The 26,268-nt window shown below is 41.6% G+C and carries 26 protein-coding genes; 18 read left to right on the top strand and 8 right to left on the bottom strand.

The genetic code is table 11. The features are described 5' to 3' along the window. Window positions 1-91: 91 nt before the first annotated feature. Window positions 92-1,408: a D-alanyl-D-alanine carboxypeptidase gene (locus tag AABK40_RS07075; RefSeq protein WP_338396573.1), complete on the bottom strand. Its 1,317-nt coding sequence runs from the start codon at window positions 1,406-1,408 to the stop codon at window positions 92-94. A 191-nt stretch (window positions 1,409-1,599) separates the two neighbouring features. On the opposite strand from AABK40_RS07075, the gene AABK40_RS07080 reads away from it, so the two are divergent. The 14 genes from AABK40_RS07080 (at window position 1,600) to AABK40_RS07145 (ending at window position 15,161) form a co-directional block, all read left to right on the top strand. Continuing rightward, window positions 1,600-2,013, top strand: coding sequence for an META domain-containing protein (locus AABK40_RS07080; RefSeq protein ID WP_332921679.1), 414 nt, complete (start codon window positions 1,600-1,602; stop codon window positions 2,011-2,013). Window positions 2,014-2,500: 487 nt separating this feature from the next. Further along, the gene (locus tag AABK40_RS07085; protein WP_338396574.1) at window positions 2,501-3,922 is read left to right on the top strand and encodes an anthranilate synthase component I family protein; all 1,422 of its coding nucleotides are present in this window, start codon (window positions 2,501-2,503) and stop codon (window positions 3,920-3,922) included. Window positions 3,923-3,949: 27 nt separating this feature from the next. Beyond that, the gene (locus AABK40_RS07090; RefSeq protein ID WP_338396575.1) at window positions 3,950-4,522 is read left to right on the top strand and encodes an anthranilate synthase component II; all 573 of its coding nucleotides are present in this window, start codon (window positions 3,950-3,952) and stop codon (window positions 4,520-4,522) included. Between the two features lie 196 nt (window positions 4,523-4,718). Further along, window positions 4,719-5,720, top strand: a complete 1,002-nt coding sequence (trpD, locus tag AABK40_RS07095; RefSeq protein WP_338396576.1) for an anthranilate phosphoribosyltransferase — start codon at window positions 4,719-4,721, stop codon at window positions 5,718-5,720. Window positions 5,721-5,870: 150 nt separating this feature from the next. Continuing rightward, window positions 5,871-6,653: an indole-3-glycerol phosphate synthase TrpC gene (gene trpC, locus AABK40_RS07100; RefSeq protein WP_338396577.1), complete on the top strand. Its 783-nt coding sequence runs from the start codon at window positions 5,871-5,873 to the stop codon at window positions 6,651-6,653. 194 nt (window positions 6,654-6,847) lie between these two features. Beyond that, window positions 6,848-7,477: a phosphoribosylanthranilate isomerase gene (locus AABK40_RS07105; RefSeq protein WP_338396578.1), complete on the top strand. Its 630-nt coding sequence runs from the start codon at window positions 6,848-6,850 to the stop codon at window positions 7,475-7,477. A gap of 6 nt (window positions 7,478-7,483) precedes the next feature. Beyond that, the gene (gene trpB / locus AABK40_RS07110; protein WP_338396579.1) at window positions 7,484-8,671 is read left to right on the top strand and encodes a tryptophan synthase subunit beta; all 1,188 of its coding nucleotides are present in this window, start codon (window positions 7,484-7,486) and stop codon (window positions 8,669-8,671) included. A 205-nt stretch (window positions 8,672-8,876) separates the two neighbouring features. After that, on the top strand, window positions 8,877-9,653 hold the full coding sequence (gene trpA, locus AABK40_RS07115; protein ID WP_338396580.1) for a tryptophan synthase subunit alpha: 777 nt from the start codon (window positions 8,877-8,879) through the stop codon (window positions 9,651-9,653). Between the two features lie 194 nt (window positions 9,654-9,847). After that, window positions 9,848-10,435, top strand: a complete 588-nt coding sequence (gene hisH, locus AABK40_RS07120) for an imidazole glycerol phosphate synthase subunit HisH (RefSeq protein ID WP_338396581.1) — start codon at window positions 9,848-9,850, stop codon at window positions 10,433-10,435. Between the two features lie 103 nt (window positions 10,436-10,538). Further along, a complete protein-coding gene (hisA, locus tag AABK40_RS07125; protein ID WP_338396582.1) occupies window positions 10,539-11,258 on the top strand; it encodes a 1-(5-phosphoribosyl)-5-[(5-phosphoribosylamino)methylideneamino]imidazole-4-carboxamide isomerase in 720 nt (239 codons plus the stop codon). A gap of 6 nt (window positions 11,259-11,264) precedes the next feature. Continuing rightward, complete coding sequence (gene hisF, locus AABK40_RS07130; protein WP_332921689.1) at window positions 11,265-12,023, top strand: imidazole glycerol phosphate synthase subunit HisF; 759 nt, start codon at window positions 11,265-11,267, stop codon at window positions 12,021-12,023. A gap of 9 nt (window positions 12,024-12,032) precedes the next feature. Continuing rightward, a complete protein-coding gene (hisIE, locus tag AABK40_RS07135) occupies window positions 12,033-12,626 on the top strand; it encodes a bifunctional phosphoribosyl-AMP cyclohydrolase/phosphoribosyl-ATP diphosphatase HisIE (RefSeq protein WP_332921690.1) in 594 nt (197 codons plus the stop codon). A gap of 312 nt (window positions 12,627-12,938) precedes the next feature. Further along, window positions 12,939-13,370 carry a hypothetical protein gene (locus AABK40_RS07140; RefSeq protein ID WP_338396583.1) on the top strand — a complete coding sequence of 144 codons (432 nt, stop codon included), beginning with the start codon at window positions 12,939-12,941 and terminating at the stop codon, window positions 13,368-13,370. Window positions 13,371-13,613: 243 nt separating this feature from the next. Then, a complete protein-coding gene (locus AABK40_RS07145) occupies window positions 13,614-15,161 on the top strand; it encodes a MutS-related protein (RefSeq protein WP_338396584.1) in 1,548 nt (515 codons plus the stop codon). Window positions 15,162-15,178: 17 nt separating this feature from the next. Here AABK40_RS07145 and AABK40_RS07150 read toward each other — a convergent pair whose 3' ends face one another. Further along, window positions 15,179-15,994, bottom strand: coding sequence for an SDR family NAD(P)-dependent oxidoreductase (locus tag AABK40_RS07150; protein WP_338396585.1), 816 nt, complete (start codon window positions 15,992-15,994; stop codon window positions 15,179-15,181). A 79-nt stretch (window positions 15,995-16,073) separates the two neighbouring features. Further along, the gene (locus tag AABK40_RS07155) at window positions 16,074-17,000 is read right to left on the bottom strand and encodes a phosphodiester glycosidase family protein (RefSeq protein ID WP_338396586.1); all 927 of its coding nucleotides are present in this window, start codon (window positions 16,998-17,000) and stop codon (window positions 16,074-16,076) included. 102 nt (window positions 17,001-17,102) lie between these two features. Between AABK40_RS07155 and AABK40_RS07160 the strand changes: the two genes are divergently transcribed. After that, window positions 17,103-17,345 (top strand): hypothetical protein, encoded by a 243-nt coding sequence (locus AABK40_RS07160; protein ID WP_338396587.1) that lies wholly within the window; start codon window positions 17,103-17,105, stop codon window positions 17,343-17,345. A gap of 48 nt (window positions 17,346-17,393) precedes the next feature. On the opposite strand, the gene AABK40_RS07165 is transcribed toward AABK40_RS07160, so the two are convergent. Continuing rightward, window positions 17,394-18,530, bottom strand: a complete 1,137-nt coding sequence (locus AABK40_RS07165; protein WP_338396588.1) for a glycerate kinase — start codon at window positions 18,528-18,530, stop codon at window positions 17,394-17,396. Between the two features lie 152 nt (window positions 18,531-18,682). Here AABK40_RS07165 and ctlX point away from each other — a divergent pair, with 152 nt between their 5' ends. Continuing rightward, complete coding sequence (ctlX, locus tag AABK40_RS07170) at window positions 18,683-19,609, top strand: citrulline utilization hydrolase CtlX (protein WP_338396589.1); 927 nt, start codon at window positions 18,683-18,685, stop codon at window positions 19,607-19,609. 121 nt (window positions 19,610-19,730) lie between these two features. Next, window positions 19,731-20,756, top strand: a complete 1,026-nt coding sequence (locus tag AABK40_RS07175; protein WP_338396590.1) for a tetratricopeptide repeat protein — start codon at window positions 19,731-19,733, stop codon at window positions 20,754-20,756. Window positions 20,757-20,856: 100 nt separating this feature from the next. On the opposite strand, the gene AABK40_RS07180 is transcribed toward AABK40_RS07175, so the two are convergent. The 4 genes from AABK40_RS07180 to AABK40_RS07195 form a co-directional block, all read right to left on the bottom strand. After that, window positions 20,857-21,336, bottom strand: coding sequence for a DMP19 family protein (locus AABK40_RS07180; protein ID WP_338396591.1), 480 nt, complete (start codon window positions 21,334-21,336; stop codon window positions 20,857-20,859). An 81-nt stretch (window positions 21,337-21,417) separates the two neighbouring features. Next, window positions 21,418-21,900: a hypothetical protein gene (locus AABK40_RS07185; protein WP_338396592.1), complete on the bottom strand. Its 483-nt coding sequence runs from the start codon at window positions 21,898-21,900 to the stop codon at window positions 21,418-21,420. Between the two features lie 45 nt (window positions 21,901-21,945). Next, window positions 21,946-23,040, bottom strand: coding sequence for a hybrid sensor histidine kinase/response regulator (locus AABK40_RS07190; RefSeq protein WP_338396593.1), 1,095 nt, complete (start codon window positions 23,038-23,040; stop codon window positions 21,946-21,948). A 101-nt stretch (window positions 23,041-23,141) separates the two neighbouring features. Then, a complete protein-coding gene (locus AABK40_RS07195) occupies window positions 23,142-24,563 on the bottom strand; it encodes an FGGY-family carbohydrate kinase (protein WP_338396594.1) in 1,422 nt (473 codons plus the stop codon). A gap of 518 nt (window positions 24,564-25,081) precedes the next feature. Between AABK40_RS07195 and AABK40_RS07200 the strand changes: the two genes are divergently transcribed. Next, complete coding sequence (locus AABK40_RS07200) at window positions 25,082-26,257, top strand: ABC transporter substrate-binding protein (RefSeq protein ID WP_332921700.1); 1,176 nt, start codon at window positions 25,082-25,084, stop codon at window positions 26,255-26,257. Window positions 26,258-26,268: the final 11 nt, after the last annotated feature.

A 26,268-nucleotide genomic window follows, 5' to 3' on the forward strand; every position in this document is an offset into this window, starting at 1 on the left:
AAAAAAAAGGACGTTGCGTGCAACGTCCGTACAATGAATGTCTGGTATATTGAGTCTATCACGAGAGAGGGCCCTCGCGATAGACAATTTATCAATAGTTTTCCGCAACCTCCTTCAACTTTTCAAACATCGCCTTCCGCACAGGATGATAACTCCCATGAATATTATTATTCAACCACGAAAACGACAGCACGCGCCCGCTTTTGCAGACCACATATCCACTCAGGCAGTAAATGCCCGACATGCTTCCTGATTTGGCATAGATAAATGGGGCATCATTTTCCAAGAGGTATTTCAAAGTGCCATGCCCTCCATTATGAGGAAGGATTTCTTTCATGCGATCAAATTTCCCTTCTTGATATAATCGGTTCAGTAATTTCACAAATTGCCGTGGCGTAAACTGATTGTAACGGGAAAGTCCTGAGCCGTCTACCCATCGTGGATTTTCATGAATCCATTGATTTTTTTTGGCCCACTGAATGACTTTTTTGGTACTCAATGTATCCGACAATTCCCCCGAAGCCATGAGCATGATTTGTTCCGCAAAGAAATTATCAGATTCCTGTAGCATTTTTTTGTAAAGAGAATCCATGGGTAAAGTTTCGAGCACATCCCACTTTTTGCCTTCGGGAAGCTGATAGGGGAGAATCAGTGGTAAGAATGTTTTGCCACTCAGGGAGGATAGCAATGGAATATTAACGGTCAGTTGATCTGTGGCAAAAGGCACCGAAACAGTTTTTCCTGTCATTGGGCACGCCTCAGGATGATAATACACCTGATTGGTTTTGATGTCCCGCTCGATGCACTTCCCCGAATTTCGCCATTTTGGTACTTGGTTAAAAAAGTTGGTAGAAGAATGCGGCTTCAGCGTGAAGGGGTCCCACTGATAATTCACCACATTGCCATGCACGGGCATCACCGAACGTTCAGGGCAGTAGCTCAAATGAAAATCATCCCAAGTCCAACCCGCTCCCCACGGCTGATCTTCGAAAGTTCGAGGTGCTACATAAATTTCCTTGGGTGCGAGCAGTAAAAATTGACGTAATAGAGTATCCTCAAAATCGGGATGGAAAAGTGTCGGGTTGCCGGTGGGCTGAACCACGAGGCTGTCACCTTGCCAATGGTATCGGAATAAAGGAGCTCGATCGTTAAGCAGGGAATCGGCGGTGAAGAAGGTGAATAATTTGGTATTGGAAGCAGGGGTAAACCATTGATCGGCATTCAGCGAGTCTAAAACATGGCCTGTTTGTGGATCGGTCAGTATAAATCCTGTCCAATGATTTTCTGCAAAATGCTGCAAAGGCGTCTCAGGTAATGCCGTTTTGACGGCTTGTTTTTTACAACCGAAACAGCACGCCAGCAGAATCAAAGCGGTGGGGAACAGTATTTTAAAGTGTTGATTAATCATTAGGAAACGAAGTATATGATTTCAGTGTGATAAAAATGGCGCTGAAATCAGAGAATTATTTTTTGCATTATAGGTATTAGATTATCATTGTTTTATGATTAAAAATATAACCATTCCGAATAAAAATCTATACTTGTGGTGTTTTGGAGCCTTATTTTTTATAATTTTGGGTCAAATTTAATTACAATTCAATGATGAAGAACTTTTTAATGGTAATCATGCTTGCATGCATGTTTGCGTGTACAGCGGGAAAAAAATCAGTAACCGTAGATGCCAATGCGCTTAAAGGCGAATGGGTGATGGTTGATTTTAAAGGGCAAGAAACTGAGAAGTTGGAAGAAATCCCACCAGTGCCTCTACATTTTTTTGAAGGGGAGAATCGTTTTCAGGTAAAACCATTCAATTCGGTGTCTGGCGGATATGAAGTCAACGGACCGGAGATCAAATTTTTGATGGGGCCTTCTACCATGATGGCACAACCTCCGGAAGAAATGATCTTTTTGAACAACTTCTACAAGGTGAATCACTTTGAAATCGTGAAAGGACAGTTGATCCTTAAAAACGAAGCCGATCAGGTGAAAATGACCTTCAAGAAAAAAGGTTAAGCTGACTTTGGCTTAAACCCGCTTATGACCATATACAAGACGGTACCTCTATTTTAGGGGTGCCGTTTTTTTTTGCACACTGAAGAGTAGGACCATCAGGTTGGGTATCGACTTATTGGTGAGTCAGTTAATGCAGGCGATATTTAGCGATCCTTAATTTTCAGCAAGGGGAGTGGTAAAACTGATGGGCAGGGAAGACTATTTTTTAAGGATATTTTTTTGAATTATGATAATATTACATACCTTAGCGATATATGAAAACAACAACAGGACATATTCATGCATGGTATTGGCATCTTTACATTACAAAGATGAACAGCCCCGTAATGCCCTGAGTTTTCTCGCTTAGCACAAACTATACTAATCGATATTTAAAGGCTTGCTGTTCATCCGAACGGTAAGCCTTTTTTATTTTTTAAAGGTTTGTTAAGTGGCCGATAAAGAAAAACACCGTAGTCATCATTCAATGATCCTTTGGGAATAATCAATGGAAAGAATAAAAATAAATACACGATATCGCCACCTTTTGGCAGACACAGTAACACCTGTAAGCGTCTATTTGAAGCTTAGAGATGTGTTTGCAGAGAGTATCCTGTTGGAGAGTTCTGACTATCGAGGCAATGACAACAGCTTTTCTTATATCTGTTCGGATCCCGTTGCCGAGTTCATGGTAAAGGATGGCATTGCGACGATTCAGCGACCAAACTTACCAACACAAACACTGGAAGTGAAAAACAAAGGAGAGGCGATTAATGCCTTGAAATCTTTTTCTTCTTCTTTTGATGTGGAGGAACAGAAGGACCTGAAGTTTATCACCAACGGGCTGTTTGGCTATATGGCTTACGATGCGGTAACGCTGTATGAAGATTTGGACTTTTCAGATAATGAGGACTCGGGGCATGATTCGCCTGAAATGATTTATCGGGTGTACCGATATGTGGTGGCGATCAACCATTTCAATAATGACCTTTATGTGTTTGAGCATCAGCCGGAGGGCATGTTTAGCAAAGATGGTTTGGAAAAGGTGATTGGTATTTTGCGTTCGCAGGCGTTGCCGACCTATCATTTTCATGCCAATGATGATGAAGAGTCGAACTTCACGGATGATGAATTTGTGGAGGTGGTCAAAAAAGGCATCAGCCACTGTATGCGTGGCGATGTATTTCAGATGGTGTTGAGTCGTCGATTCTCTACCGGTTTTCAGGGGGACGATTTCAATGTTTATCGTGCTTTGCGTTCAATCAATCCTTCTCCTTATTTATTCTTTTTTGATTTCGGTAGCTTCAAGATTTTTGGTTCTTCGCCCGAAGCCCAATTGGTGGTCAAAGATAAGCAAGCCACAATTTTCCCAATTGCAGGTACTTTCCGACGAACAGGCGACGATGAGCGCGATGCGATATTGGCGAAAAAGCTGTTCGACGATCCAAAAGAAAATTCCGAGCACATTATGTTGGTGGATTTGGCCCGCAATGACATGAGCCGTCACGGTGATAAAGTGAAAGTGGAAGTTTTCAAAGAAATTCAGTTTTATTCCCACGTGATTCATTTGGTATCTAAAGTAACCGGCGAATTGGCCTCTCAGACCGAGGGCTATCAAATGGCTGCGGATACTTTCCCTGCGGGAACACTATCGGGTGCTCCCAAGCACATGGCGATGCAGTTGATTAATAAATATGAACCGAACCGACGCGGATATTATGGTGGCGCGATTGGTTTCATGGGCTTCAATGGTGATTTCAACCATGCGATTATGATCCGTTCGTTCATGTCAAAATCCAACAGACTATATTATCAGGCAGGCGCGGGATGTGTAGCCAAATCTGTTCCTGAGTCGGAATTGCAGGAGGTGAATAACAAGCTGGCGGCTTTGAGAAAGGCCATTCATGCGGCGGAAGAGTTTGCGAAATAATCACCTTATTTAAGAGAAAGAGAAATCATGAAAATATTAGTTTTTGATAATTACGATTCATTCACTTACAATTTGGTGCATATGATTCGTGAGTTGGGATTTGGCGATCAGATGGAGATTCATCGTAATGATCAGATCAGTTTGGAGGCTATCAACAAGTTCGATAAAATCCTTTTGAGCCCTGGGCCCGGTATTCCCGAAGAAGCGGGTTTGCTATTAGATGTGATCAAAACCTACGGAGAAAGCAAAAGCATTTTTGGTGTTTGCCTCGGTCATCAGGCAATCAGTGAGGTCTATGGTGCGCAGCTTGAAAATATGTCGGAAGTTTACCACGGCATCGATCACCCCATTCAGGTAACCAAAGCCGAAGGAATTTTTAATGGACTTCCCGAAAAATTTCAAGTGTGTCGCTATCATTCTTGGACCGTAAGACCGGAGACGATCAGCGGAGATCTGGAAGTTACAGCCGTGGACAATGAAGGCCGCGTGATGGCGGTCAAGCACAAAAAATACGATGTGCAGGGCGTACAGTTTCATCCCGAATCTATCCTGACTGAAAATGGCATGGCGATGATCAAAAACTGGTTAGGCGTCAATTGATGATTATTACCCCACAGATCACACAGATTAGTTGATAATGTTTAAAATATTTTGTCCACAGATTAATGGAATTTATGAGATTGGATTAAAGACTAAAAAAAATCCTTTCAATCTCATTAATCTGTGGATAAAAAAACTAATCAAATCTGTGTTCATCTGTGAAATCTGTGGGTAGAAAAATATTAAACCCTTTATCATGAAATCAATACTCAACAAACTTTTTGATCATCAGGCACTCGATCAGGAGACCGCAAAGCACATCCTGACCCAAATTGCCAAAGGTGATATCAACACTTCGCAGATGGCCGCTTTTATGACTGTCTATCTGATGCGTCCGATTACGGTGGAAGAATTGGCTGGATTCCGCGATGCGATGTTGGAAATGTGTAATGCGGTGAACCTGTCGGCTTATAATCCGGTGGATATTGTCGGAACAGGAGGTGATGGAAAGAATACTTTTAATATTTCTACCCTAAGCTCTTTTATAGTTGCGGGTGCGGGACAGCCTGTTGCCAAACATGGTAATAATTCGGTGAGCTCGGTGAGTGGTTCTTCGAATGTGTTGGTGCAGGCAGGTGTGAAGTTCACCAATGAACAAGACAAGTTGGAGGAGCTGTTAGACAAAGCTGGAATTTGTTTTTTGCATGCGCCGCTTTTCCACCCTGCGATGGCGAATGTTGCGCCGGTAAGAAAAGAATTGGGCGTAAGAACTTTCTTCAATATCCTTGGCCCACTGACCAACCCGTCGATGCCAAAAAACATGGTGAATGGGGTTTATAATTTAGGCTTGGCTCGTCTGTATGGCTATTTATACCAAAACTCAGGAAAGAATTTTACGATTCTTCACGCCTTGGATGGTTATGATGAGATTTCTCTGACCGGCGCAGTGAAGTTGATTAATAATAAAGGAGAGCATACGCTTTCGGCACAGGATCTTGGTTTCGATCAACATCCCGAAGCAGCACTTTATGGCGGGAATTCAGTTGAAGATGCCGCAACAATCTTTATGAATATCCTTGAAGGACGTAGCACCGCCGCACAATCGCAAGTGGTGATCGCCAATGCAGGGGTTAGTATCCAATGTGCTCAACCTGAACTTTCATTGGAAGAGGCGATGGCAAAAGCGAAGGAGTCTTTGGAGTCCGGTGCTGCTTTAAGATCCTTCAAAACGTTCGTCGAGTTGTCTCAAAAATTTTGATGATTTACCCAAAGATTTTACAGATTAACTTAGTTCAAGCGTCTCGCTTGGACTAACTAAAACCAATTTCTTGATCCAAGCGGGACGCTTGAATCAATACAAAAAAATCTGTGTTCATCTGTGAAATCTGTGGGTTCATTTATAGCAATAATGAATATATTAGATAAAATCATATTAGAGAAGAAGAAGGAAGTTGCCGCTCGCAAATCTCAAATCACTGAAGAGCAATTGCGTGCCATGCCTTTGTTCGGTCGGGTTTGTCCTTCTTTTGCGGATTCATTGAAATCACATCCTTTCGGAATTATCTCTGAGTTCAAAAGACAATCGCCTTCCAAAGGGTTGATCAATGGAACGGCTAAGCCATTCGATACCGCCAAAGGTTATGAGAATGCGGGAGCAGCCGCGATTTCTTGCCTGACCGACGAGCAGTTTTTCGGTGGGACCTTGGCGGATTTGGAACAAGTTCGTTCAGCTGTTGAGATTCCTGTTTTGCGCAAAGAATTTATCGTCGATGAATTTCAGATTTTGGAAGCCAAGGCTTATGGTGCAGACATTATTTTGTTGATCGCTGCGGCATTGACTGTCGAAGAATGTCATCGTTTCGCCCGCTATGCAAAATCCTTGGGATTGAATACGCTTTTGGAGGTGCATGATAAGGACGAATTGTTATCTTATCAGAATGAAGATATGGATGTGGTTGGGGTGAATAACCGAAACCTGAAAACCTTCAAGACCGATTACCGACAAAGCTTGGAGCTGTTACCATTCTTTCCGGAAGGAACGGTAAAGATTTCTGAAAGTGGTCTGCATGATGAGGAGCAGTTGAAGGAGTTGAAAGCGGCAGGATTTAATGGTTTCTTGATTGGAGAGAACTTCATGAAGACTGATGACCCTTCGAAAGCGATTCAGGATTTTATGAATGGTTTGGTGTAAAGTATTTTAAACCCACAGATTTCACAGATTAACACAGATTGAAATTAAATTCAGGCCAAATTAGCTGATGGCGTCTCTTTTTTTTCCTTTTGGTGGATTCAATTTATCAATAGGAAAATACCCAAAATATAATCTGTGAAAATCTGTGTAATCTGTGGGTCAATAAAGATCTCAATAATAAAAATACAAAAGCGATGTTGTGGAAAGTGTGTGGCATGCGTTCGGACGAAAATATCCGGCAGGTAGCAAAGCTTAGACCCGATTTCATGGGCTTTATCTTTTACCCAAAATCTCCACGCCATGTGGAGGATCTCGATCAGTTGGTAGAAAGCTTTCGACACCTGAACGAAGAAACCTTTACGGTGGCGGTGATGGTGAACCCAACGATCGCCGAGGCGGAGCGAATTATCAAAACGCGCTCATTCGATTACCTGCAATTGCATGGGAAAGAAACGCCGGAGTTTTGTGCCTCAATCAAAGCCAAGGGAGTGAAAGTGATTAAGAACTTTGCGATGGATGAAAATTTCGATGTAACACAACTCGACCGCTATCGAAAATGTGTGGACTTATTTTTGTTCGATACAAAGACGAAACAACATGGAGGCAGTGGCGAAACCTTCGATTGGAAATTGTTGGAGCAATTGCCGGAAGACTTACCTTACCTGTTGAGTGGAGGGCTGAGCCTGAAAAACATAAAAAGAGCCAAACGTCTGCATGCACCCGCGCCACAAGGCATTGATGTAAACAGCCGTTTTGAAATTGAGCCCGCATTGAAGGATGTTGAAAAGCTCAAAGAACTAAAAAGAATTCTCAAGGAAAAATAAACAATAATGGAAGCTACTTTCGATGTTAACGATAAAGGATATTACGGCAAATTTGGTGGTGCCTATATTCCCGAGATGCTTTTCCCTAATGTGGATGAATTGAAGCAGGCCTACGAAGGCATTATGAATGACCCTGAATTCAAAGCCGAGTTCAATGACTTGCTGAAAAATTATGTCGGTCGTCCAACGCCATTGTATCATGCCAAGCGCTTGTCCGAAAGTGTAGGGGCCAAGGTTTATTTGAAAAGAGAAGACTTGAACCATACAGGAGCGCATAAGGTGAATAATACCATTGGTCAGATCCTGTTAGCGCAACGCTTGAATAAAAAGAAGATCATTGCCGAGACGGGTGCCGGTCAGCATGGTGTGGCAACCGCTACGGTTTGTGCTTTGATGGGCATGGAATGTATCGTTTATATGGGAGAGATCGATATGGAGCGTCAGAAGCCCAATGTGGAACGCATGAGGATTTTGGGGGCAGAAGTTCGTGCCGCCAAAAGTGGATCAAAAACCCTTAAAGACGCCACCAATGAAGCCATGCGCCATTGGATTCAACACCCAACCGATACGCATTACATCATTGGTTCTGTCGTTGGACCGCACCCTTATCCTGATATGGTGGCCAAATTTCAGTCGGTGATTTCTGAAGAGATGAAAAAGCAATTGTTGGAACAAGAAGGTCGTGAAAATCCTGATTATGTGATCGCCTGTGTCGGTGGAGGATCAAATGCTGCGGGTGCTTTTTACCATTATATGGATCGTCCGGAAGTGAAATTGGTCGCTACGGAAGCAGGTGGCTTGGGCGTAGATTCGGGTAAGACTGCCGCAACTACTGCCAAAGGAAAAGAAGGTGTTTTGCATGGTTCAAAAACCTTGTTGATGCAAACAGAAGATGGTCAGGTTGTCGAGCCATATTCTATTTCTGCAGGATTGGATTATCCAGGCATTGGTCCATTGCACGCCCACCTTTTCGATTCTGAACGCGCGCAATTCTTGTCCATTAATGACGATGAAGCCATGGATGCGGGTATCAAATTGTCCAAATTAGAGGGGATTATCCCTGCGGTAGAATCTTCACATGCTTTGGCCGCTTTGGAAAAAATGACTTTCAATAAAGAGGATATCGTCGTGGTGAATTTGTCTGGTAGAGGGGATAAAGATTTAGCGACTTATATCAAATACGGTAAGTATTAATTTTTATTATTACCCACATATTTCACAGATGAGCGCAGATTTGTAATAGTTTTTTTGTCCACAGATTCATGAGATTAAAAGGATTGTTTTAGTACATCATTCAATCTCATAAATTCCATTACTCTGTGGACAAAACACTTTAGACCATAAAAAAATCAATCTGTGAAAATCAGTGTAATCTGTGGGTTAAAAATACACAGTAACGATGAACAGAATAAAATCAGCTTTCAGCGATAATAAATCTCCGCTGTTGAATGTTTACTTCACGGCGGGCTATCCAAATTTAAATGACACCCGAACGGTTTTGGAAGCCTTGGATCAGTCAGGTGCCGACTTAATCGAGATCGGTGTTCCTTTCTCAGATCCCGTAGCCGACGGTCCCGTGATTCAGGCAAGTAACGATCAAGCCCTGAAAAATGGCATGAGCATGAAAGTGCTTTTCGAACAACTCGAAGGTATGCGTGAAACCGTTAAGGTGCCGGTCATTTTGATGGGGTACATTAATGTAGTTTTACAATTCGGTGTAGAAGAATTTTGTAAGGCTTGTCAGCGTGTAGGGGTTGATGGAGTGATCTTCCCAGACCTTCCTTTGGCTACTTTTGTGGAGGATTATAAAGCGACCTTCGATGCCTATGGCGTAGCGAATATCTTTTTGATTTCTCCACAAACAACGGAAGACCGCATCCGATTGATTGATGAAAAATCTGATGCCTTCATCTATATGGTTTCGGATGCTGGAACTACTGGAGCGAGAAAAGGAATTTCTGATGCACAGCTTTCTTATTTTGAAAGAATTCAGGCCATGAAACTGAAAAATCCACGCATGATCGGTTTCGGGATTTCTGATGCAGATTCTTTTCAAACCGCTACAAATTATGCTGAAGGAGCCATCATCGGTTCAGCTTTCGTTAATGCGATCACCGCAGGTAAAGACGATATTCCAACAGCTGTGGCTTCCTTTGTAAAAGCTGTCAAACAATAAAAAATCAACCCACAGATTACACAGATTATCACAGATTAGTTTTAAATGATTGATAATTTTTATCCGTCAGTCCTCTGATCTACATTCATTATTAAGTAGCCCTGTAAGGCGTAATTAATTGAATCTTACAAGGTCAATAAAATCTGTGTTCATCTGTGAAATCTGTGGGTCAGAAAATAACAAACCAAACCATTATGCCCCAAACCGTAGCCATTGTAAAATATAACGCCGGTAATGTCCGATCTGTGGAAAATACACTGATTCGCCTGGGCATTCAGCCCGTCATTACCGATGATCTGGAAATTTTGAAACAAGCCGATAAAGTGATCTTTCCAGGAGTAGGTGAGGCCTCGACCGCCATGAACTATCTCAAAGCAAAAGGCCTGGATCAAGTGATCAAAAACTTGAAACAACCTGTGCTTGGCATCTGTCTTGGCCTTCAGTTGATGTGTAAACATTCCGAAGAAAATGATGTCGATTGCTTGGGTATCTTTAATGTGGCCGTAAAGAAATTTCCACCCAAGGACAAAGTTCCGCATGTCGGTTGGAACGCCCTGACAAAAATGGATAGCCCACTATTTGAAGGGCTTAGCGAAGGCGATTATGTTTATTTCGTGCATAGTTTTTATGCTGAGGAAAACCCCGCTCAAATTGCTTCCACTGAATATATTTTGCCATTTGCACCCGCTCTTCATAAGGACAATTTCTATGCTATTCAGGCACATCCTGAAAAAAGTGGAACTGTCGGTGCAAAAATTTTGGAGAATTTTCTGAAATTATAAAAATCATTCATTGATCTGTAGAGACGTTATTCTTAACGTCTTCACAAGCTTTTAGACGTTAAGAATAACGTCTCTACACCAAAACAAATTAAACCTTTACCCCATGGAAATCATTCCAGCCATAGACCTGATTAACGGCGAGTGCGTTCGTCTGACCAAAGGCGATTATGCCCAAAAAACTGTTTATGAAAGCGATCCTTTAGTCATTGCCAAAAAATTCGAAGAAGCAGGTATTCATCGTCTGCATTTGGTGGATTTGGACGGCGCAAAAGCCCGCAAAATCACCAATGATGTGGTGCTAAGACGTATTTCAGAAAACACCAATCTTCAAATAGATTTCGGTGGCGGACTGCGTTCTGATGAAGACCTGAAGATTGCTTTTGAATCTGGAGCTCATCAAATTACAGGTGGTTCCATTGCCGTGAAATCTCCCGATGTTTTTAAGCGTTGGATTAATGATTTTGGTGCAGAAAAAATTATCTTGGGCGCAGATGTGCATGGCGAACAGATTGCCGTGAGTGGTTGGGCGGAAGCTTCCGATCAATCCTTATTTCCTTTCCTTGAAAATTACCTCGGTCTGGGGTTGCAATATGTAATTTGCACTGATGTAAGTAAGGACGGTTTGCTTCAGGGGCCAAATACTGCCCTTTATCAGAAAATTCTGAAAGCTTTTCCTGAGGTTAAACTTATCGCCAGTGGAGGCGTGGCCAGCTTCGAAGACCTTCAGCAATTGGAACAAATCGGTGTTTATGGCACCATTGTCGGTAAGGCATTTTACGAAGGGCGTGTGAGTCTTGAGCAATTGGCTTCATTTCAAAAATAATTGGCGATGTTAGCAAAAAGAATTATCCCTTGTCTGGATATAAAAAATGGACGCACCGTAAAGGGTGTTAATTTTGTGGAGCTGGTAGATGCCGGCGACCCTGTTGGCTTGGCGAAAATCTATGCCGACGAAGGCGCCGACGAATTGGTCTTTTTGGATATTTCTGCCACGCAGGAAAATCGAAAAACACTGATTGATTTGGTCGATCAGGTGGCCAAAGAAATCAATATTCCTTTTACTGTTGGTGGAGGAATCTCATCCGTGGAGGACGTACGTGCGCTACTAAATGCCGGTGCCGATAAGATCAGTATTAATTCTTCAGCTGTCCGAAATCCACAACTCATCAATGATCTTGCTTTGGAATTTGGTTCGCAATGTGTAGTCGTAGCTATTGATACCCGCCATGTGGATGGCGTCGATATTGTTCATACACATGGAGGAACTAAGCCTACCGAACTGAATACTCAAGCTTGGGCAAAAGAAGTCGCGGAACGTGGTGCTGGGGAAATCCTCTTGACCTCCATGGATCATGATGGCACCAAGGCAGGCTTTGCTTTGGACATTACCGCCGAGCTCTCAAAAGCCTTGCCCATTCCTGTTATTGCCAGTGGAGGCGCTGGAAATATGGCGCATTTCGTAGATGTTTTCACCGACGGATATGCCGATGCGGCACTTGCGGCAAGTATTTTCCATTTTAAAGAAATTCCGATCCCCACGCTTAAATCTTATTTGAAAGATGAAAATGTGGTGGTTCGTACCAAATAATAAAAAATCATGAAAGTAGATTTTGAAAAAGTGAATGGTTTGGTTCCTGCAGTAATTCAGGATGCTGAAACCGCCAAAGTCTTGATGCTCGGTTATATGAACGAGGAAGCTTTGGAGAAAACAGAAGCCGAAGGAAAAGTAACCTTCTTCAGCCGCACGAAAAATCGCCTGTGGACGAAAGGAGAGGAAAGTGGGAATTTCTTGTTGGTCAAAGAGATCTTGAACGATTGCGATAACGACACCCTGCTGATTAAAGTAAAGCCCGTCGGTCCGACCTGCCACAAAGGAACAGATACCTGTTGGGGAGAAGAAAACACCACAAACCTCAATTTTATCGAGCATCTTGCCAAAACAATTCATGATCGGGTAGTAGAAGATGATCCAAAATCATATACCAATAAACTGATCAAAAGAGGCATCAACAAAGTAGCACAAAAAGTAGGAGAGGAAGCGGTCGAAGTGGTCATTGAAGCCAAAGACGACAACACCGAATTATTCCTCAACGAGTCCGCCGATTTGCTGTACCATTATTTGGTATTGTTGGAAGCAAAAGGGCATACATTGACAGACGTCGTTGATGTGCTGAGATCCAGACACAAATAATAATATATATTGTAGAGACAGCGCTTGCGCTGTCTTTTTTTTGCCGTGATTTTGGGGAATGATTTCCGCGATTAATTTTTATGGTATTGTAGGGACGTTGCATGCAACGTCCGTACCGATAGGTACAAAAATAATCCATTTCTCACTCTCTCTATCGCGAGAGTCCCTCTCGTGATAGACCACAACCAAATTTTCCTTCACGAAATAGACTCAAACGGTAGAATACATCCATTTAAATAAATGTGATGAATAAATATTTTTTGAATGTTTTGCATTATTTGGTATGTTTAGAATAATAACCAATAAAATTAGATGGCTTCATTACCCCAAACCTTTCAATATTTAAATACCAAGATTTCATTTACAGAAGAAGGCATTCAATTAATTGATAGAGCTATACTTGTTAAGTTGTCTTCACTTTTTTGTGGTATTGCAAACCTTATTCTTTCTGTAGTGAGTATTAATCGATTAACCCCTAAGGAAGATATCGCGTGGTTTTTGGTGAATTGCTTTCTTTTTTTGGCGTCAGCTTCACTTATCTATCTTGGTATTACCCGTTCTACCAAAGCTCAAATTACTTGGGAAGAAGTTGAGGCTTTGGATTATCGTAAACGACTCTCGACGCATAGTTTGAAAATAAAATTGAAGGGGTTTCAATCAAGAATGTTTCACCTCGGTTCTGTTAATATTGGTTTAAAGGATTTTGTTAATTCAGAGGAAGTCAAGGAGGGGCTAAGTCAATAATATTTTTCCGTAAAATTTAATCTATGTCTATTACCAGAGACCCTTTTTGTTTTTTTCTCGAAGGGTTGCTTGTCGGTAATTTGTGACCTCTCAAACTAAAAACCGGATTTCTTCTGTTGTAGGGACGTTGCATGCAACGTCCGTACCGTGAGGTACAAAAAATTTCGACATCATTGACCGAGCAAAGATTATTCGAACCTTAAAACCTATCATCAACACCTATATCAAATTATTTAACCTTAAATGATCACCAACCTATTCCTAAGCCAATCCCACCAGCTAAAAAATCTCCTTCAAACTTATCCCTTTTGGAAACCAACCGATTTCAGTATCCACGGCTGTCGGTTGTATCATCAATATTTTGGTCAGAGCACCCAAACGATTACCAATCAGACACAAAGAGATTTACATCTTGATGAGGTTTTTCAGCTGGTGAATTTTTGTCAGACATTAGCGGGTAGTAATTATCTTTATCACCTTTCTCATTTGCATGAAAATGATAGTCGGGAGGAACTGGTGGCTTGTGCTCAATTGATTGATGACCACCCCAACACAAGGGAAAAGTTATGTAAAGCATTGATGGAGATGCAAGCGGATGACCCTTCCCAATTTTTTAAATATCTGCATACGATTCAGCCAAAGTTACCGAGGTTTTTGAGGTGGGCTCCCTTGCTTGCCTGTTTATCTTTGATTTGTGTTGTAGGTGGATTTCTCTTTCCCTTTTTATGGTTGATGCTGATTCCTTTGATGATCATAAATTTCGGGATTCATTTCATGGCGAAAAGTCATCATGGAGGTTTGGTGGAAACTTTGGGAACGATCAGTTACTTGAGTAATACACTTATTGAAATTAGGAAAGATACCCAATTGGCTGAATACAGTAAGTTGAACGATGCTCCGAACATCAGGTATTTTTACAGCTTCGATTTCCTGAAATCAGATACCGATCTTGGAAGTGATATTGGGATTATTTGGTGGTACATCAAGGAGGTGATCAATGTGCTGTTTCTGTTGGGGGTGAATATTGCCAATGTGTATCATCAAAAAATTTATCAACAAAAAGAAGGCTTATTGGATTTGTATCAGACGGTCAGTTTTTTTGATGTGAGTTTATCTCGAACAGTTTTGAGCAAAAAGGCAGGAGTTTGTGAGAGTCAAATGAATGAAAATTTGGGGCTTTCCTTCGTAGGCTTGACGCATCCATTAGTGAAAAATTGTGTATCCAACTCAATGGCTTTGAAAGGTGAAAATATCATGTTGTCGGGAGCAAATATGACGGGCAAAAGTACTTTCATTCGCTCCGTAGGCATCAACACTTTACTATCTCAGACCTTGGGTCTTGCCTTTGCCGAAAGCTTTGTTCATGCTCCGATGGCTGTTTACTCTTCCATGAATATTAAGGACAATATAGAAGAGCAATCGAGTTATTTCAATGAGGAGATTTTGGCATTGAAGACGATCATTCAGGCAGAAGAAAGTAAAAAATTGATACTGCTTGATGAGTTATTTAAAGGCACGAATACCGAAGATCGGATTCTATTTGGGAGTCGGGTATTGAATTACCTGACGACTGAAAACAATACCATTTTGGTTTCAACCCATGATTTAGAGCTTGAAGAGCACTTGAATAGTTCCTTTGTTCATCAGTCTATGCAATGCAGAATTACGATAGACGATTATGAGTTTCTATATACCATTGGCGAGCAGCGTAAAAACAACCAGTTAGTGGCGCATTTATTCCGAAAACACGGGCTGACAAACCTGCTTACCAATGATGAAATCACGGTCTGATCGTTAAGAATAGGATTCTATTGCCAGCTAATTTCCTCACCAAACTTCATCAGTTTACCATTAATTTCATCAGGAGATCTGTCTATTAAATCAATAATCGATTTGGCGGCTTGAAACGGAGATTGGGCATGTTTCATGTTTTCGAAGAACGGGCGGGAGGCTGCAGTATTGACCAAACCAGGACAAACAGCCAATATGGCCTGGGCGTCTTTTTTCTTCTGAGCGGCAATCCTCACCAAGGCGACTTGTCCAATTTTTGAAGGAATATTAATCCATTTTGGCCAACCTTTCAGGGCATCGGTCCCTGCTTTTACCTCTTCAACATACTCATGCATCACCCGATTGATGTCAATCATAGACCTTTCTGTGGTTGCAAACAAAGGGTGCAATTTAGTCGTCAGGTGTGTTAAGGTACCAAAACCACTGGCAACGACGATCAATCTTCCTTTTTTAGTCAGTAGGGGCTGGAAATGTTTGAGGACATGGTAGGCGCCCATATTATTGGTTTGGATAAATTCCGCCACCTGTAATCGGTAAGGGGTTTCTTTGTCCATTCGCTGCGCCGCATTGGAGATCACCAAATCAACAGTGCCGTGCTTTGCCGCCATATATTCCATGACCGCCTGCACACTTTCTTCCTTCGATACATCCATAAATACCGCTTCAAAATGGGCCTTTTTATCAATGATCGAATCAATGGCTTCTTGTCCTTTTGCGACACGCCTGACCGCGAGGTAAATAAAATCACCTGCTTTATAAATGGCATTGAGTTGTTCCACCAAGCCAAAACCTAACCCCTGATTTGCTCCCGTAATAATTGCTACTTTCCCCATAGAGGATTAACTGCCCGATTGAGCAAATGATTAAACAAGAAGGAGATCGATAGATTTTCGGGATGAACAGGTTAAATCCTTATTCTGAGGAGCGCTGGTAATTGATAAAAACAGGGGAGGAGTTGAAAAATCTTTTTTTGGTCATGGAGATGAACAGTTCATCAAACTTGTGCCCAAGATTAATTACATTATTATAAGTATAGAAAGACAGATAATAATCCCCATCATCAAAACAATATTGAAGGGCAACGCCTGCATCGAGCAAAGTGGCTGTTTTTACCCCAAGCTGATCAGCAATCTCGGCAATTTCCTTTACCGACAATAAGCCGCCGTCTGCAGAAACCAGAAAGCAAATATTGCCATCGGCATCCATGCCACAAAGGTTGCGGTAGGTCAGGCGTTTCCATGCGGCTATTTGTTGATCTTCATTTAGAATATAAGACCAGATATGTCCATCTTTCATGACCGAGGGATGTGCCTGGCATGCATACTCCACTTGATCATCCAGTCCCGAAAAGATACTTTTCGGTCCAGCGACCGCCTTTCCATTAATCACTTTAAAAAAGCCTGATGATCTTGAAGCGTGCCCTTTCGACTGACCATCAACTACCACTTCGCCCAAGGACTGTAATTCTTTATCGTAAAAAGAGCTGTTAATTGCAAAGATCGTGTTGCCCTTCACCAAATCCCCCGTGGTATTTCCCTGCTTGTCGAGACTTACCTTAAAGTTATGATCATTTTTCTTGAACTTGAAAAAGTATAATTTTGGCTTATTGAGCTCATTCACGAAATCACTTAGTGGGGCATTGTTTTGACGCACCAAATCGATCTGCCTGATTTCAACATCTGCTGACTGGTACACTACCCTTTGAAGCTTTGAAGTGATGGGCTGTATGGCACCATTTGACTGAAAAACATAATGGAGTTTTTCTATGGGCTTAAAGAGAAAATAAAATACCAAAAAGACCAAAATCAGAAGGACTTTGGCTTTAAAATTCTTTAACATTGTATCAATTAATGGAAGATGCTTTAAGATAATAGATCGAAAGTTGAAATGTAAGTTATCAAGCAGAAATCCTTATGGATAAATATAATTTGAATAGATATCATGGAGAATAAACCAAAAAAGCAGGGACCGATTCCCAATAAACAGCAAGTTTTAATGGCGGTGTTGTTTTGGGTGATAGGCGCGATATTAGTGGCTTATTTTATGACAGCGGGCTTTACCTCTGCAGTTGACCTTCAAAAAAGTGCTGTTTACTTATTGCTTTTAGGCTATTTGACTTATAAAGTCGGGCGCATTATTTATCAGTATAAAAAATATGGAAACGACGATCATTTTTCAGAATAAAGCTGACGGTCGTCAGTTGTAACCGACCGTTTAATCCTTGAAGGACAGTTAGTTGAATTGCTGAATTAAACGGAAGACTTGTGTAGTCTTGAAGGTGATCATACCTGCTGCCGTAGCGGGATTCATCGCTTTCTCAAGACTGACAGGTTCGTTGATGATCGAAAAAACAGCCGTAATGCCCGCCGCGTCAAAGGGTTGAGTTTCAGGCATTACTCCTCCTCCCAAAACAATGAGCGGTACATTTTTGGCAGTACACCTTTTGGCGATTCCATCAATCACTTTTCCAGATACCGACTGATGATCGATTTTTCCTTCCCCAGAAAGTACAATGTCTGCCCCTTCAAGATGATGGTCAAATTGCTGATGATCCAGAATAATATCTACCCCTGATTTCAGTGCACCATTAAGCATCGCAAAAAAGGCTCCGCTGATGCCGCCACCTGCGCCACTGCCCTTAACATGCCTCAGGTCGATGCCCGTGAAATGATGGATTTTTTCAGCAAAATGGATCATCGCCTTCTCCATTCGGTCAAGCATTTCGGCATTCGCTCCTTTTTGCGCCCCATAAATATAGGTAGCGCCCCGTGGCCCATAGAATGGGTTATCAACATCGCAGGCAATTTTGAAAGAAGCATTTTTCAGTCCAGGATGCGCATTTGCATTTTGCAGGTGTTCTACTTTTGCCAATCCTTGCGCCCCATGAGGTACAGGATTTTTGTTTCGGTCCAAGAATTCAAAACCCAAAGCCTCAAGCATTCCTTTACCGCCATCATTGGTCGCACTTCCGCCAATGCCAATAATGAAGTTCCGCACCCCCTTGTTCAGTGCATCGAGGATTAATTCACCAGTGCCAAAGGTGGTCGTTACCCAGGGGTTTTGTTCCTCCATTTTTAAAAGGGGCAATCCGCTTGCCTGTGCCATTTCAATAACGGCTGTTTTACCATGATCTGTCAATCCATATTTGGCATCCACCAAGCGGAAAAGCGGATCATGAACTTTTACCGTTACCCAGTTTTTTTGCTCTTCCACCAGTGCCTCAATGGTTCCTTCGCCGCCATCAGCCATCGGAATTTCGATAATTTCAGCATTGGGGTAAACGGGATAAATGCCTTTTTTCATCGCCGATCTTACTTGTTGGGCAGTAAGGCTTCCTTTAAAAGAGTCGGTGGCAAGGATAATTTTCATGTTGATTTTGAAAGCTTGAAAATGATAATGAACCAATTTAGCAGATTTGGGGGCTTTTTTAAGGGGAAGGGGAGGATAATATCAAAAAAAAGTTTTTGACCATCGGGTCAAATATGTACTTTTGAAATCTAACATAATTGTAATCAACAGAGATGAAACAAACACCGAATACTGTGATGATGATGCGCCCAGTGCGTTTCGGTTTTAATGAGCAAACAGCGGGTTCGAATGCCTTTCAAAGTGCAGAAACCAGCCTTTCGGTGGATGAAATCCAGGAGCGGGCATTGGCTGAGTTTGATGCTTTTGTGGCGCGTTTGCGTGCGCATGGTGTAAAAGTGATGGTGGTACAGGACACCCCAGAACCCCATACGCCAGATTCCATTTTTCCTAACAACTGGATTTCGTTTCATGAAGATGGCCGTGTGGTGCTATACCCTATGATGGCGGATAATCGCCGTCAGGAGCGTCGTATGGATGTTTTTACCCAACTTCAGGAAGAGTTTGGTTTTCGGATTCAGCAGATTATTGATGTAACGGACAATGAAAACCAAGGCGAAATTGTTGAGGGAACGGGCTCAATTATTTTCGATTATCCTCACCAGTTGGCTTATGCAAACCGTTCGGATCGTACTACGGAAAAGCTATTTTTTCAGATTTGCGAGCGTCTCGGTTTTGAAGGGATTCTTTTTGATGCTCTCGACAAAGACGGAAACACCATTTATCATACCAATGTCGTGATGGCGCTGGGGGATAAATTTGCGGTAATTTGCGGTGATGTAATTCCTACTGATCAGGAACGAGAATTGGTTTTTGAGAAGCTTCGAAACTCAGGGCATGAGATTGTAACAATTTCTTATGATCAGATGATCGCCTTTGCAGGAAATATGCTTCAGGTAGAAAATGAAAAGGGGGAAACCTTTTTGCTGATGTCTCAATCGTCTTTTGATGTGCTTACCGCAACACAAAAAGCAACGCTGGAAAAATACACCAACCTTTTACCCATGAATGTCAATACCATTGAGCAATTCGGTGGGGGATCTGTTCGGTGCATGGTCGCAGGTGTGCATCTTCCAAAATAATCGTCATGGAGCATTTGTTAATTTAACATAATGTAATTGATGAATGCCCATTTTTCAGCAACAATACCAACAGCCATTACCAAAGGGTAGTGCTCCTCAACCTCTCAACCTTATTCATTTTATGAATCGCTATTTATTCCTACTATTCATTAGTGTGCTGCTCAGTTCATGTGGTCTCTTCGATAAAGAGCAGCGTAGAGATCAATTGTTTCTGAAAGGAAAATTGGCACTGCAGGCTGGGGAGTCTGGCAAGGCAGAGAAATATTTCAGTCAGGCGATAGATTTTGACCCTCAGTTTGTTGAAGCATTAAATAACCGTGGTGTTGCTCGTCGGCAGCAGGGAAAAACGGGGGAGGCGATAGATGATTTCAGTCAGGCGTTGGCTTTGGACCCCAACTTTACGGGGGCTTATTATAACCGTTCGCAGGCCTACCTTGATTATAAGGAATATTACCAATCGCTACGTGATATTCGCCAGGTCGAGAAAGTTCATGCTGATACCTTGCCCGTATTTTTCACCAAAGGCCTCATTTATATGCAGCTGCACCAATACGAGCAGTCGCTGAAAGCCTTCAATACAGCCATTCAGAAATCACCTGAAAATATTGAGTTATGGGTCAATCGAGCTTCTTGCTATTATTATGCAGGTCAGTATGTTCAGGCACGAAACGATGTGGATCACCTGCTGGAAATCGCACCAAATTACGCTTATGCCTATAATGTTCTTGGCCTGATAGAAAGTGCTGAGGAGCATTTCCATAAAGCCATTTCGGCTTATAATGAGGCCGTTAAGCTGAAAAGTGGTGAGCCTTATTTTTTGAATAACCGTGCCTACGCTTACATTCGGTTGGGAGATTTGGGACCTGCACAAACTGATCTGAACCGCAGCATTCAACTTGATCCCTATAATCAGTGGGCATATCGTAATCGGGCGCGCTTATATATCGAAAAGAAAAATTTCGCAAAAGCCATCACCCTATTGGAGCGCGTCTATGCCAAAGATAAAAATATTCCCCTGACCACCAACTACCTCAGTTATGCCTATGCACAATCAGGAGATTTGTCAAAAGCCTGTGAATGGTGGCAAAAATATGAAGCAGCAGACGAGGTGTTGAAAGGGGAGTTTCCTGAGCCTGAATGTCGGTAGACTGAAATAATAACGGTTGAGAAATCCTTCCTTCAGTAACAAAAAAAGCTCCTGATACCGGCCCGATGCATAACACGTTTAAGTGTTGTGGTAGGTATTTTTACTTTTTAATTTTATCCCTGTTATTCTCTGCATAAGAACGATATAATTCTCGCATAGACCCATCAGGGTAGTCTGAAAACTCATTGTCAAGCCTTGACATTAAAATTTCCGAGTCTTGATCTGAGCTATCATAAAACCAACTTTCGTCTTTTGGTAAAAGTGCATTTACCCTGTTTACTATTTTAGATGAATTGACGGCTCCAATTTCCTTTAAAGCCTTAATTACTCGTTCTTTGTATTGTGGAAACCATTCTTGTAGAAAACTTAAGATACTGTCAGCTTGACCTGCATTTTCAATATGCATACACAATAAGAGATTGAGTTCTTCTGTATTTAGTGATTCTGGGTCATTATCATATCTATTTACTAAAATTTCATAAAGTGCAATTGAAAAATCTACATTATCATGAAGATTAAAAAGGCTACCAATGTCCTGCTTGGCAACTATCTCATTAATTTTCCTTAAATCACGTTTCATTTCTCAGTCTTTTATGAAGGTCAATAATATAAATCTGGGTCCATTATGACTGACTTTGAAGTTTCTGCCAATAGAAGTACTTTAATCTAATTCGTACTTATCAAATTTCACTCTGAATAAGTGTTCTATCCACCCATCCTTCAATCCATTTAATATTTCATGTTCAAAAAGTTGAATGGACTTAGTTTCGCCATAATTATCTTTCGCTTCTAATTTTCTACTGCTAAGAATTGTGTCTAATTCTTCAATTCCTTTAGCCGATTCAAGTGATTTACCATTTGAATAAGTCCTAAAAATCGGAGTTTCGGAAATATAGAATGTCTTAACCTCAAAATTATTAGAAACATTTAATGGGAGCCTTTCATTGTATGTAACTCTATTCGCAACATCCGTAATAATGACCCATCCATTTAACTCAGTCACGCCCATTGCTTTTTCCATTCTGTATGAAGTCGCATCTTCGAAAAAGAGGTTTTCGTCAGATTTGTAAAATACATCGGGTATAATATTGTCAATTTCCCCTTTTGATGCTTTAACACACATGAAGCTGATATTCCACGCCATAATTTCTGATCAATTATTATTTATCCACAACAGGAGCTTTTTTTATTATAAATGCTGTGGGATAGTGAAACTGAAAATACTTCCTTGTTCAGGAATCGACTGAATATCGAATTCACCACTGTGCATTTTTACAAATTTCTTAAAGAGATAAAGTCCTAATCCACTGCCTTTTTCCCCTGCGGTTCCCGAGGTGGTATAGCCATCATTCTCCCGAAGTTGCACAACGGTTTCTTCCGACATGCCCATGCCAGTATCACGAACGGCCATTTGGAAATAATCGCCCTCGGAGGTGCCGCTAATGGTAATTTTTCCGCCATCATTGGTGAATTTTATGGCGTTGGTCAGTAAGTTTCTGATGATCGTTTTGATCATTTCATCATCAGCAAAAACAATTGCATGCGGCTCTACTTCGTTGATCAGCTCGATATCTTTGTTCGATGCCTGCAAACTCACCAAACTGATCATCTCAAGGGTCAGTCGATAGATATCCACTTTCTTGGGATTAAAGTTGATCTGATTTCGTTGGGTTCTTGCCCAGTTCAGCAGGTTCTCAAGCAGTGCAAAAGTAGACTCAGCGGACTCACGGCCCAGCGAAAGAAAAGTCTGAAACTGCTTGGGGTCGAAGCTTTTCTGATTGTCGGTCAGTAGGCTAAAGATGGATTTTATATTCCCGATAGGGCCCCGTAAATCGTGCCCGATAATGGAAAACATCCGATCTTTGGTCGCATTGGCTTTCTCTAACTCCTTTTGTGTGGTTCTTAAACTGATGTGGTTCCTTACCCTTGCCAATAGTTCAATCCCATTGAAAGGCTTGGTGATATAATCAATACCACCAACTTCAAACCCTTTAACAATACTTTCGGATTCCGTCTTTGCAGTAAGAAAAATCACGGGAATGCCCTTTGTGGCTTCATTGGCTTTTACCCTGCGGCAAACCTCAAAACCATCCATCTCGGGCATCATCACATCAAGCAAAATAAGGTCAAAATCAATTTTCTCAATTTTCTCCAAAGCTTGTACACCACTTTTCGCAAAAGTGATGTTGTAGTTTTCCTGCTTTAAGATATTCGCTGCCACTTGAATGTTTTTAGGAATATCATCGACAATTAAGATCTTGGCATTGAAAGAAGAGGCGTTCATAATATAAGGTTTGTCTGCCATTACAAAGTAATAACAATTGGTTCCGCTTGATTGGTTGATGTAAGGAATAAAAAAGCCCTGAAACAGGGCTTTCAAAATTATTATAAAAGCGCTAAGCCTTCAAGTTCAGGAATATCAAATTCATTAATCATCTCAAACTGCAACAGGTTATCCAGGTTGGTTTCCTTATTCCAGTGGGTGTGCAATGCGAGCGCCGCACCAAGAGCGGTTGCCCGATTTACGCCATTGGTATAAAACTGGATATCTGGCAGAATAGCGGGCAAAATCCGCTTAAAGTTGTCGTTATAAGAGAACCCTCCTGCAACGAATACTTTGCCTACTTCAGACTCTCCAATCACCGACTCAATAGCCGAGGCCTGTAAACAGGACAAGTCAAGGATAAGCTGATGATAAGCACACTCTGGCAAATTGAACTGATCCAGATCGTTAAGTGGAAGGTCTTCGTCAGGAGAAAATCGGCTACCCAATTTACTCTGAGGGAAGAATCTCCGCTCAGGCGAAAGTTTATCCATCAGTACACGAATCATCTCCTGATCTACAGGTACATTTTTGTAGAAAGAGCGATCGAGATTCCAGTGGCTGGCAATTCTTTGCAGGTGGAATTCGTGTTCTTTACCCAAAAAGATTCTGCTGGTACGCATGGTATCACCACGGAAGCTCAACAGGTCGAAGTTATCATTATCGATATCTTCAAGGGTGATCTTGGACTGATTCCCTGGATTGGTTGCCGTACTCCAGGTACCTGTGGTCAGGACGATATAATTACGTTCAAAACCCAATTGGTAGGGCACCATAGATGCCGCACTGCCCGTAATACCGATACCGACTTTTACCTCTCTGTTTTTTACAATAATGCGTTCGCAAGAGGTGGTATTTACAATAGGAGGGAACTTTGAATACAATTTCTCCTTGTAAACCCAATCGTGGGAGCGGTCTTTTTTGTAATCCCATAAAGAGGAATGACAGCCCAGGTGAGTGATTTCCGAAAAGGCTTTACCTGTGATGACGTAACTCAGATATTGAGGAATACCTAAAGAGGTATGTATTTTCTTATATAAATCAGGCTTGTCATGCTTGAGCCAATAAAGCTGCATACCCGCATTCAACAAACCATGCTGAGGGCTTGATGTTTCCAAAGAAAATTTGTCAACATCACCGTATTTTTTATAGAATTGTTCCTTGATTCCCTGTGGAATTGGTTTCCAATAGCTGTAAACGGGAGTAACGGGTTTTCCAGCCTTATTGATATGAACCCAACTGGCGCCATAGGAGGTAAAGTTCAATGCACGAATCTGAAATTCCTTCATTTTCATGCTTTCCTTAAACGTCCTTTTTACCCACTCCACAATGGCTGCTAAGTCTTCACAAGTGTCTCCATCCTCATCCACGATGTCATCGAATCGGGTTACCTCTTCGTGGACAATTTCGTAATTGCGGTCAAATAGAAAAAACTTCTTGTAAGTACGGCCAATATCAAAAATGGCTATTACTGATTTACTCATATGAGATGCTATAAACTAAAGAAAAATGAAGCTCGTGTTCTTTGAGAACTTCTCAATTCAAGATACTAAATTATCAGTTTGTTGCATTTTTTCCTAACAAATCGGTCGCAATTGAATCGTATTTGAGCAATTATTTGTGAACATCGCTATTTTAACATCAAAAATTAGGCATATCAATATTTATAAATGGGCGGGAGGAAATGATATTGAGGACGGGCTTTGGTTGTTGTCTTTGTAATGATTTAATAATGAGTGATTTATGATTACGTAAGGCAATTTTTATGCTTATTATCGATATTGAATAATATTTTAACTGAATAATTATAATTTTGGGCTATTCATTTCTAACCCGGTATTTTATAGTGGCCTTTGGATTGCTGATACTGAAAATTTGTAGCCATTTCATGGCCGCGGATGCTGTTTAATTGTGGACGTTCATAAATTAAATGCCGCTGAACCTTTTTGGTATAAGATTTTCCTTTTTTATTTGTATTGGTTTTTAGTTTTTATCCAGCAATATGTACAAAGCACATTTTACGGCATTTTTGATTTTACTGATTGGTTTTACAGCCTGTAACAGCAATAATGGCAGCCGACTTGAGAAAGTGGAGTCCGTTGATCTCCAGAAGGCTGATTTTACCTTTTTTGAAGATTCTATCGATATTCAATATGCCAAGAATTTTAAGGTGGACTATTTCTCAAACTATAAACGGCTGGCGGTTTACAGTCATGTGAATGGTCATGAGGATTCATCGATTTTCTTTTTAGTGAAAAGAGGAACCCCTTACCCGAAGGATGTACATGCCAGTCAGGTGGTGGAAGTGCCTGTCCGAAAGGTGGTCGCACTGTCCAACACACAAGTCGGAATGCTTGACCGCCTTCAGGGGTTGGAAACCTTGCGTGGTGTGGAAGATAAAAACCTGATTCCCGACCGAACGATCCGCAAACATATTGAAAGCGGTAAGATTCAGGAAGTTGGTGGGTACAATAAGCTGAATGAAGAGCTCGTGATTGCGATGAAGCCCGATGTGGTGCTTTACGATGATATGGGCGCGAGTAGCCGAAATAAGTACCCTGCCTTGCGAAGTCAGGGGATTTGTCTGTTGCCATTTTCCGACTGGCAGGAACAAACGCCACTTGGCAGAACCGAATGGCTGAAACTGATGGCGCTGTTGCTGGATAAACCCGAAAGGGCGGTGCAGGCATTTGAACGCACGACAGAAAATTATAACCATTGGGTGGCATATGCTGATACGCTGGACCATCAGGTGAATGTGATGTGTGGCTTGCCATTCAAGGGCGTCTGGTATATGCCAGGCGGAAACAGTTTCACGGCACAGTTTATCAAGGCGGCGGGTGCGCAATACCTGAACCATGGCAACCATGAAACAGGTGGTTTTCCATTGGATTTTGAAGTGGTGTATAAAGCCTCAAAAAAGGCGGATGTGTGGATCAATACTGGAGGCATTAAGCACATGTCTGATTTATTATCGCTGAATGAAAATTATAAAGATTTTAAGCCAGTGATGAATCAGCGGGTTTATAATAATAATGGTTTGGAGGTTGATGGCGTGAATGCTTTTTGGTACACGGGTTACCTGAACCCTGATTTGGTGTTGCATGACTTGATCAAAATATTTCATCCTGAAGTGGTACAGGATTCTACCTTAACCTATTACCGACATATTGAATAATGGCTTTGAGT

The sequence above is a fragment of the Persicobacter psychrovividus genome (genome assembly GCF_036492425.1).
In the GTDB taxonomy this organism is placed as follows: domain Bacteria; phylum Bacteroidota; class Bacteroidia; order Cytophagales; family Cyclobacteriaceae; genus Persicobacter; species Persicobacter psychrovividus.

Coding starts and splice junctions, on each gene's coding strand:
- AABK40_RS07165 (WP_338396588.1), bottom strand. CDS start 18,530: ATGAAAATTATCCTTGCCACCGACTCTTTTAAAGGAAGCCTTACTGCC.
- AABK40_RS07190 (WP_338396593.1), bottom strand. CDS start 23,040: ATGAACGCCTCTTCTTTCAATGCCAAGATCTTAATTGTCGATGATATT.
- AABK40_RS07175 (WP_338396590.1), top strand. CDS start 19,731: ATGAATCGCTATTTATTCCTACTATTCATTAGTGTGCTGCTCAGTTCA.
- AABK40_RS07195 (WP_338396594.1), bottom strand. CDS start 24,563: ATGAGTAAATCAGTAATAGCCATTTTTGATATTGGCCGTACTTACAAG.
- AABK40_RS07155 (WP_338396586.1), bottom strand. CDS start 17,000: ATGTTAAAGAATTTTAAAGCCAAAGTCCTTCTGATTTTGGTCTTTTTG.
- AABK40_RS07080 (WP_332921679.1), top strand. CDS start 1,600: ATGATGAAGAACTTTTTAATGGTAATCATGCTTGCATGCATGTTTGCG.
- AABK40_RS07160 (WP_338396587.1), top strand. CDS start 17,103: ATGGAGAATAAACCAAAAAAGCAGGGACCGATTCCCAATAAACAGCAA.
- trpA (WP_338396580.1), top strand. CDS start 8,877: ATGAACAGAATAAAATCAGCTTTCAGCGATAATAAATCTCCGCTGTTG.
- AABK40_RS07185 (WP_338396592.1), bottom strand. CDS start 21,900: ATGGCGTGGAATATCAGCTTCATGTGTGTTAAAGCATCAAAAGGGGAA.
- AABK40_RS07180 (WP_338396591.1), bottom strand. CDS start 21,336: ATGAAACGTGATTTAAGGAAAATTAATGAGATAGTTGCCAAGCAGGAC.
- AABK40_RS07145 (WP_338396584.1), top strand. CDS start 13,614: ATGATCACCAACCTATTCCTAAGCCAATCCCACCAGCTAAAAAATCTC.
- AABK40_RS07090 (WP_338396575.1), top strand. CDS start 3,950: ATGAAAATATTAGTTTTTGATAATTACGATTCATTCACTTACAATTTG.
- trpC (WP_338396577.1), top strand. CDS start 5,871: ATGAATATATTAGATAAAATCATATTAGAGAAGAAGAAGGAAGTTGCC.
- trpB (WP_338396579.1), top strand. CDS start 7,484: ATGGAAGCTACTTTCGATGTTAACGATAAAGGATATTACGGCAAATTT.
- ctlX (WP_338396589.1), top strand. CDS start 18,683: ATGAAACAAACACCGAATACTGTGATGATGATGCGCCCAGTGCGTTTC.
- AABK40_RS07200 (WP_332921700.1), top strand. CDS start 25,082: ATGTACAAAGCACATTTTACGGCATTTTTGATTTTACTGATTGGTTTT.
- hisIE (WP_332921690.1), top strand. CDS start 12,033: ATGAAAGTAGATTTTGAAAAAGTGAATGGTTTGGTTCCTGCAGTAATT.
- hisA (WP_338396582.1), top strand. CDS start 10,539: ATGGAAATCATTCCAGCCATAGACCTGATTAACGGCGAGTGCGTTCGT.
- AABK40_RS07075 (WP_338396573.1), bottom strand. CDS start 1,408: ATGATTAATCAACACTTTAAAATACTGTTCCCCACCGCTTTGATTCTG.
- hisF (WP_332921689.1), top strand. CDS start 11,265: ATGTTAGCAAAAAGAATTATCCCTTGTCTGGATATAAAAAATGGACGC.
- AABK40_RS07105 (WP_338396578.1), top strand. CDS start 6,848: ATGTTGTGGAAAGTGTGTGGCATGCGTTCGGACGAAAATATCCGGCAG.
- AABK40_RS07150 (WP_338396585.1), bottom strand. CDS start 15,994: ATGGGGAAAGTAGCAATTATTACGGGAGCAAATCAGGGGTTAGGTTTT.
- trpD (WP_338396576.1), top strand. CDS start 4,719: ATGAAATCAATACTCAACAAACTTTTTGATCATCAGGCACTCGATCAG.
- hisH (WP_338396581.1), top strand. CDS start 9,848: ATGCCCCAAACCGTAGCCATTGTAAAATATAACGCCGGTAATGTCCGA.
- AABK40_RS07140 (WP_338396583.1), top strand. CDS start 12,939: ATGGCTTCATTACCCCAAACCTTTCAATATTTAAATACCAAGATTTCA.
- AABK40_RS07085 (WP_338396574.1), top strand. CDS start 2,501: ATGGAAAGAATAAAAATAAATACACGATATCGCCACCTTTTGGCAGAC.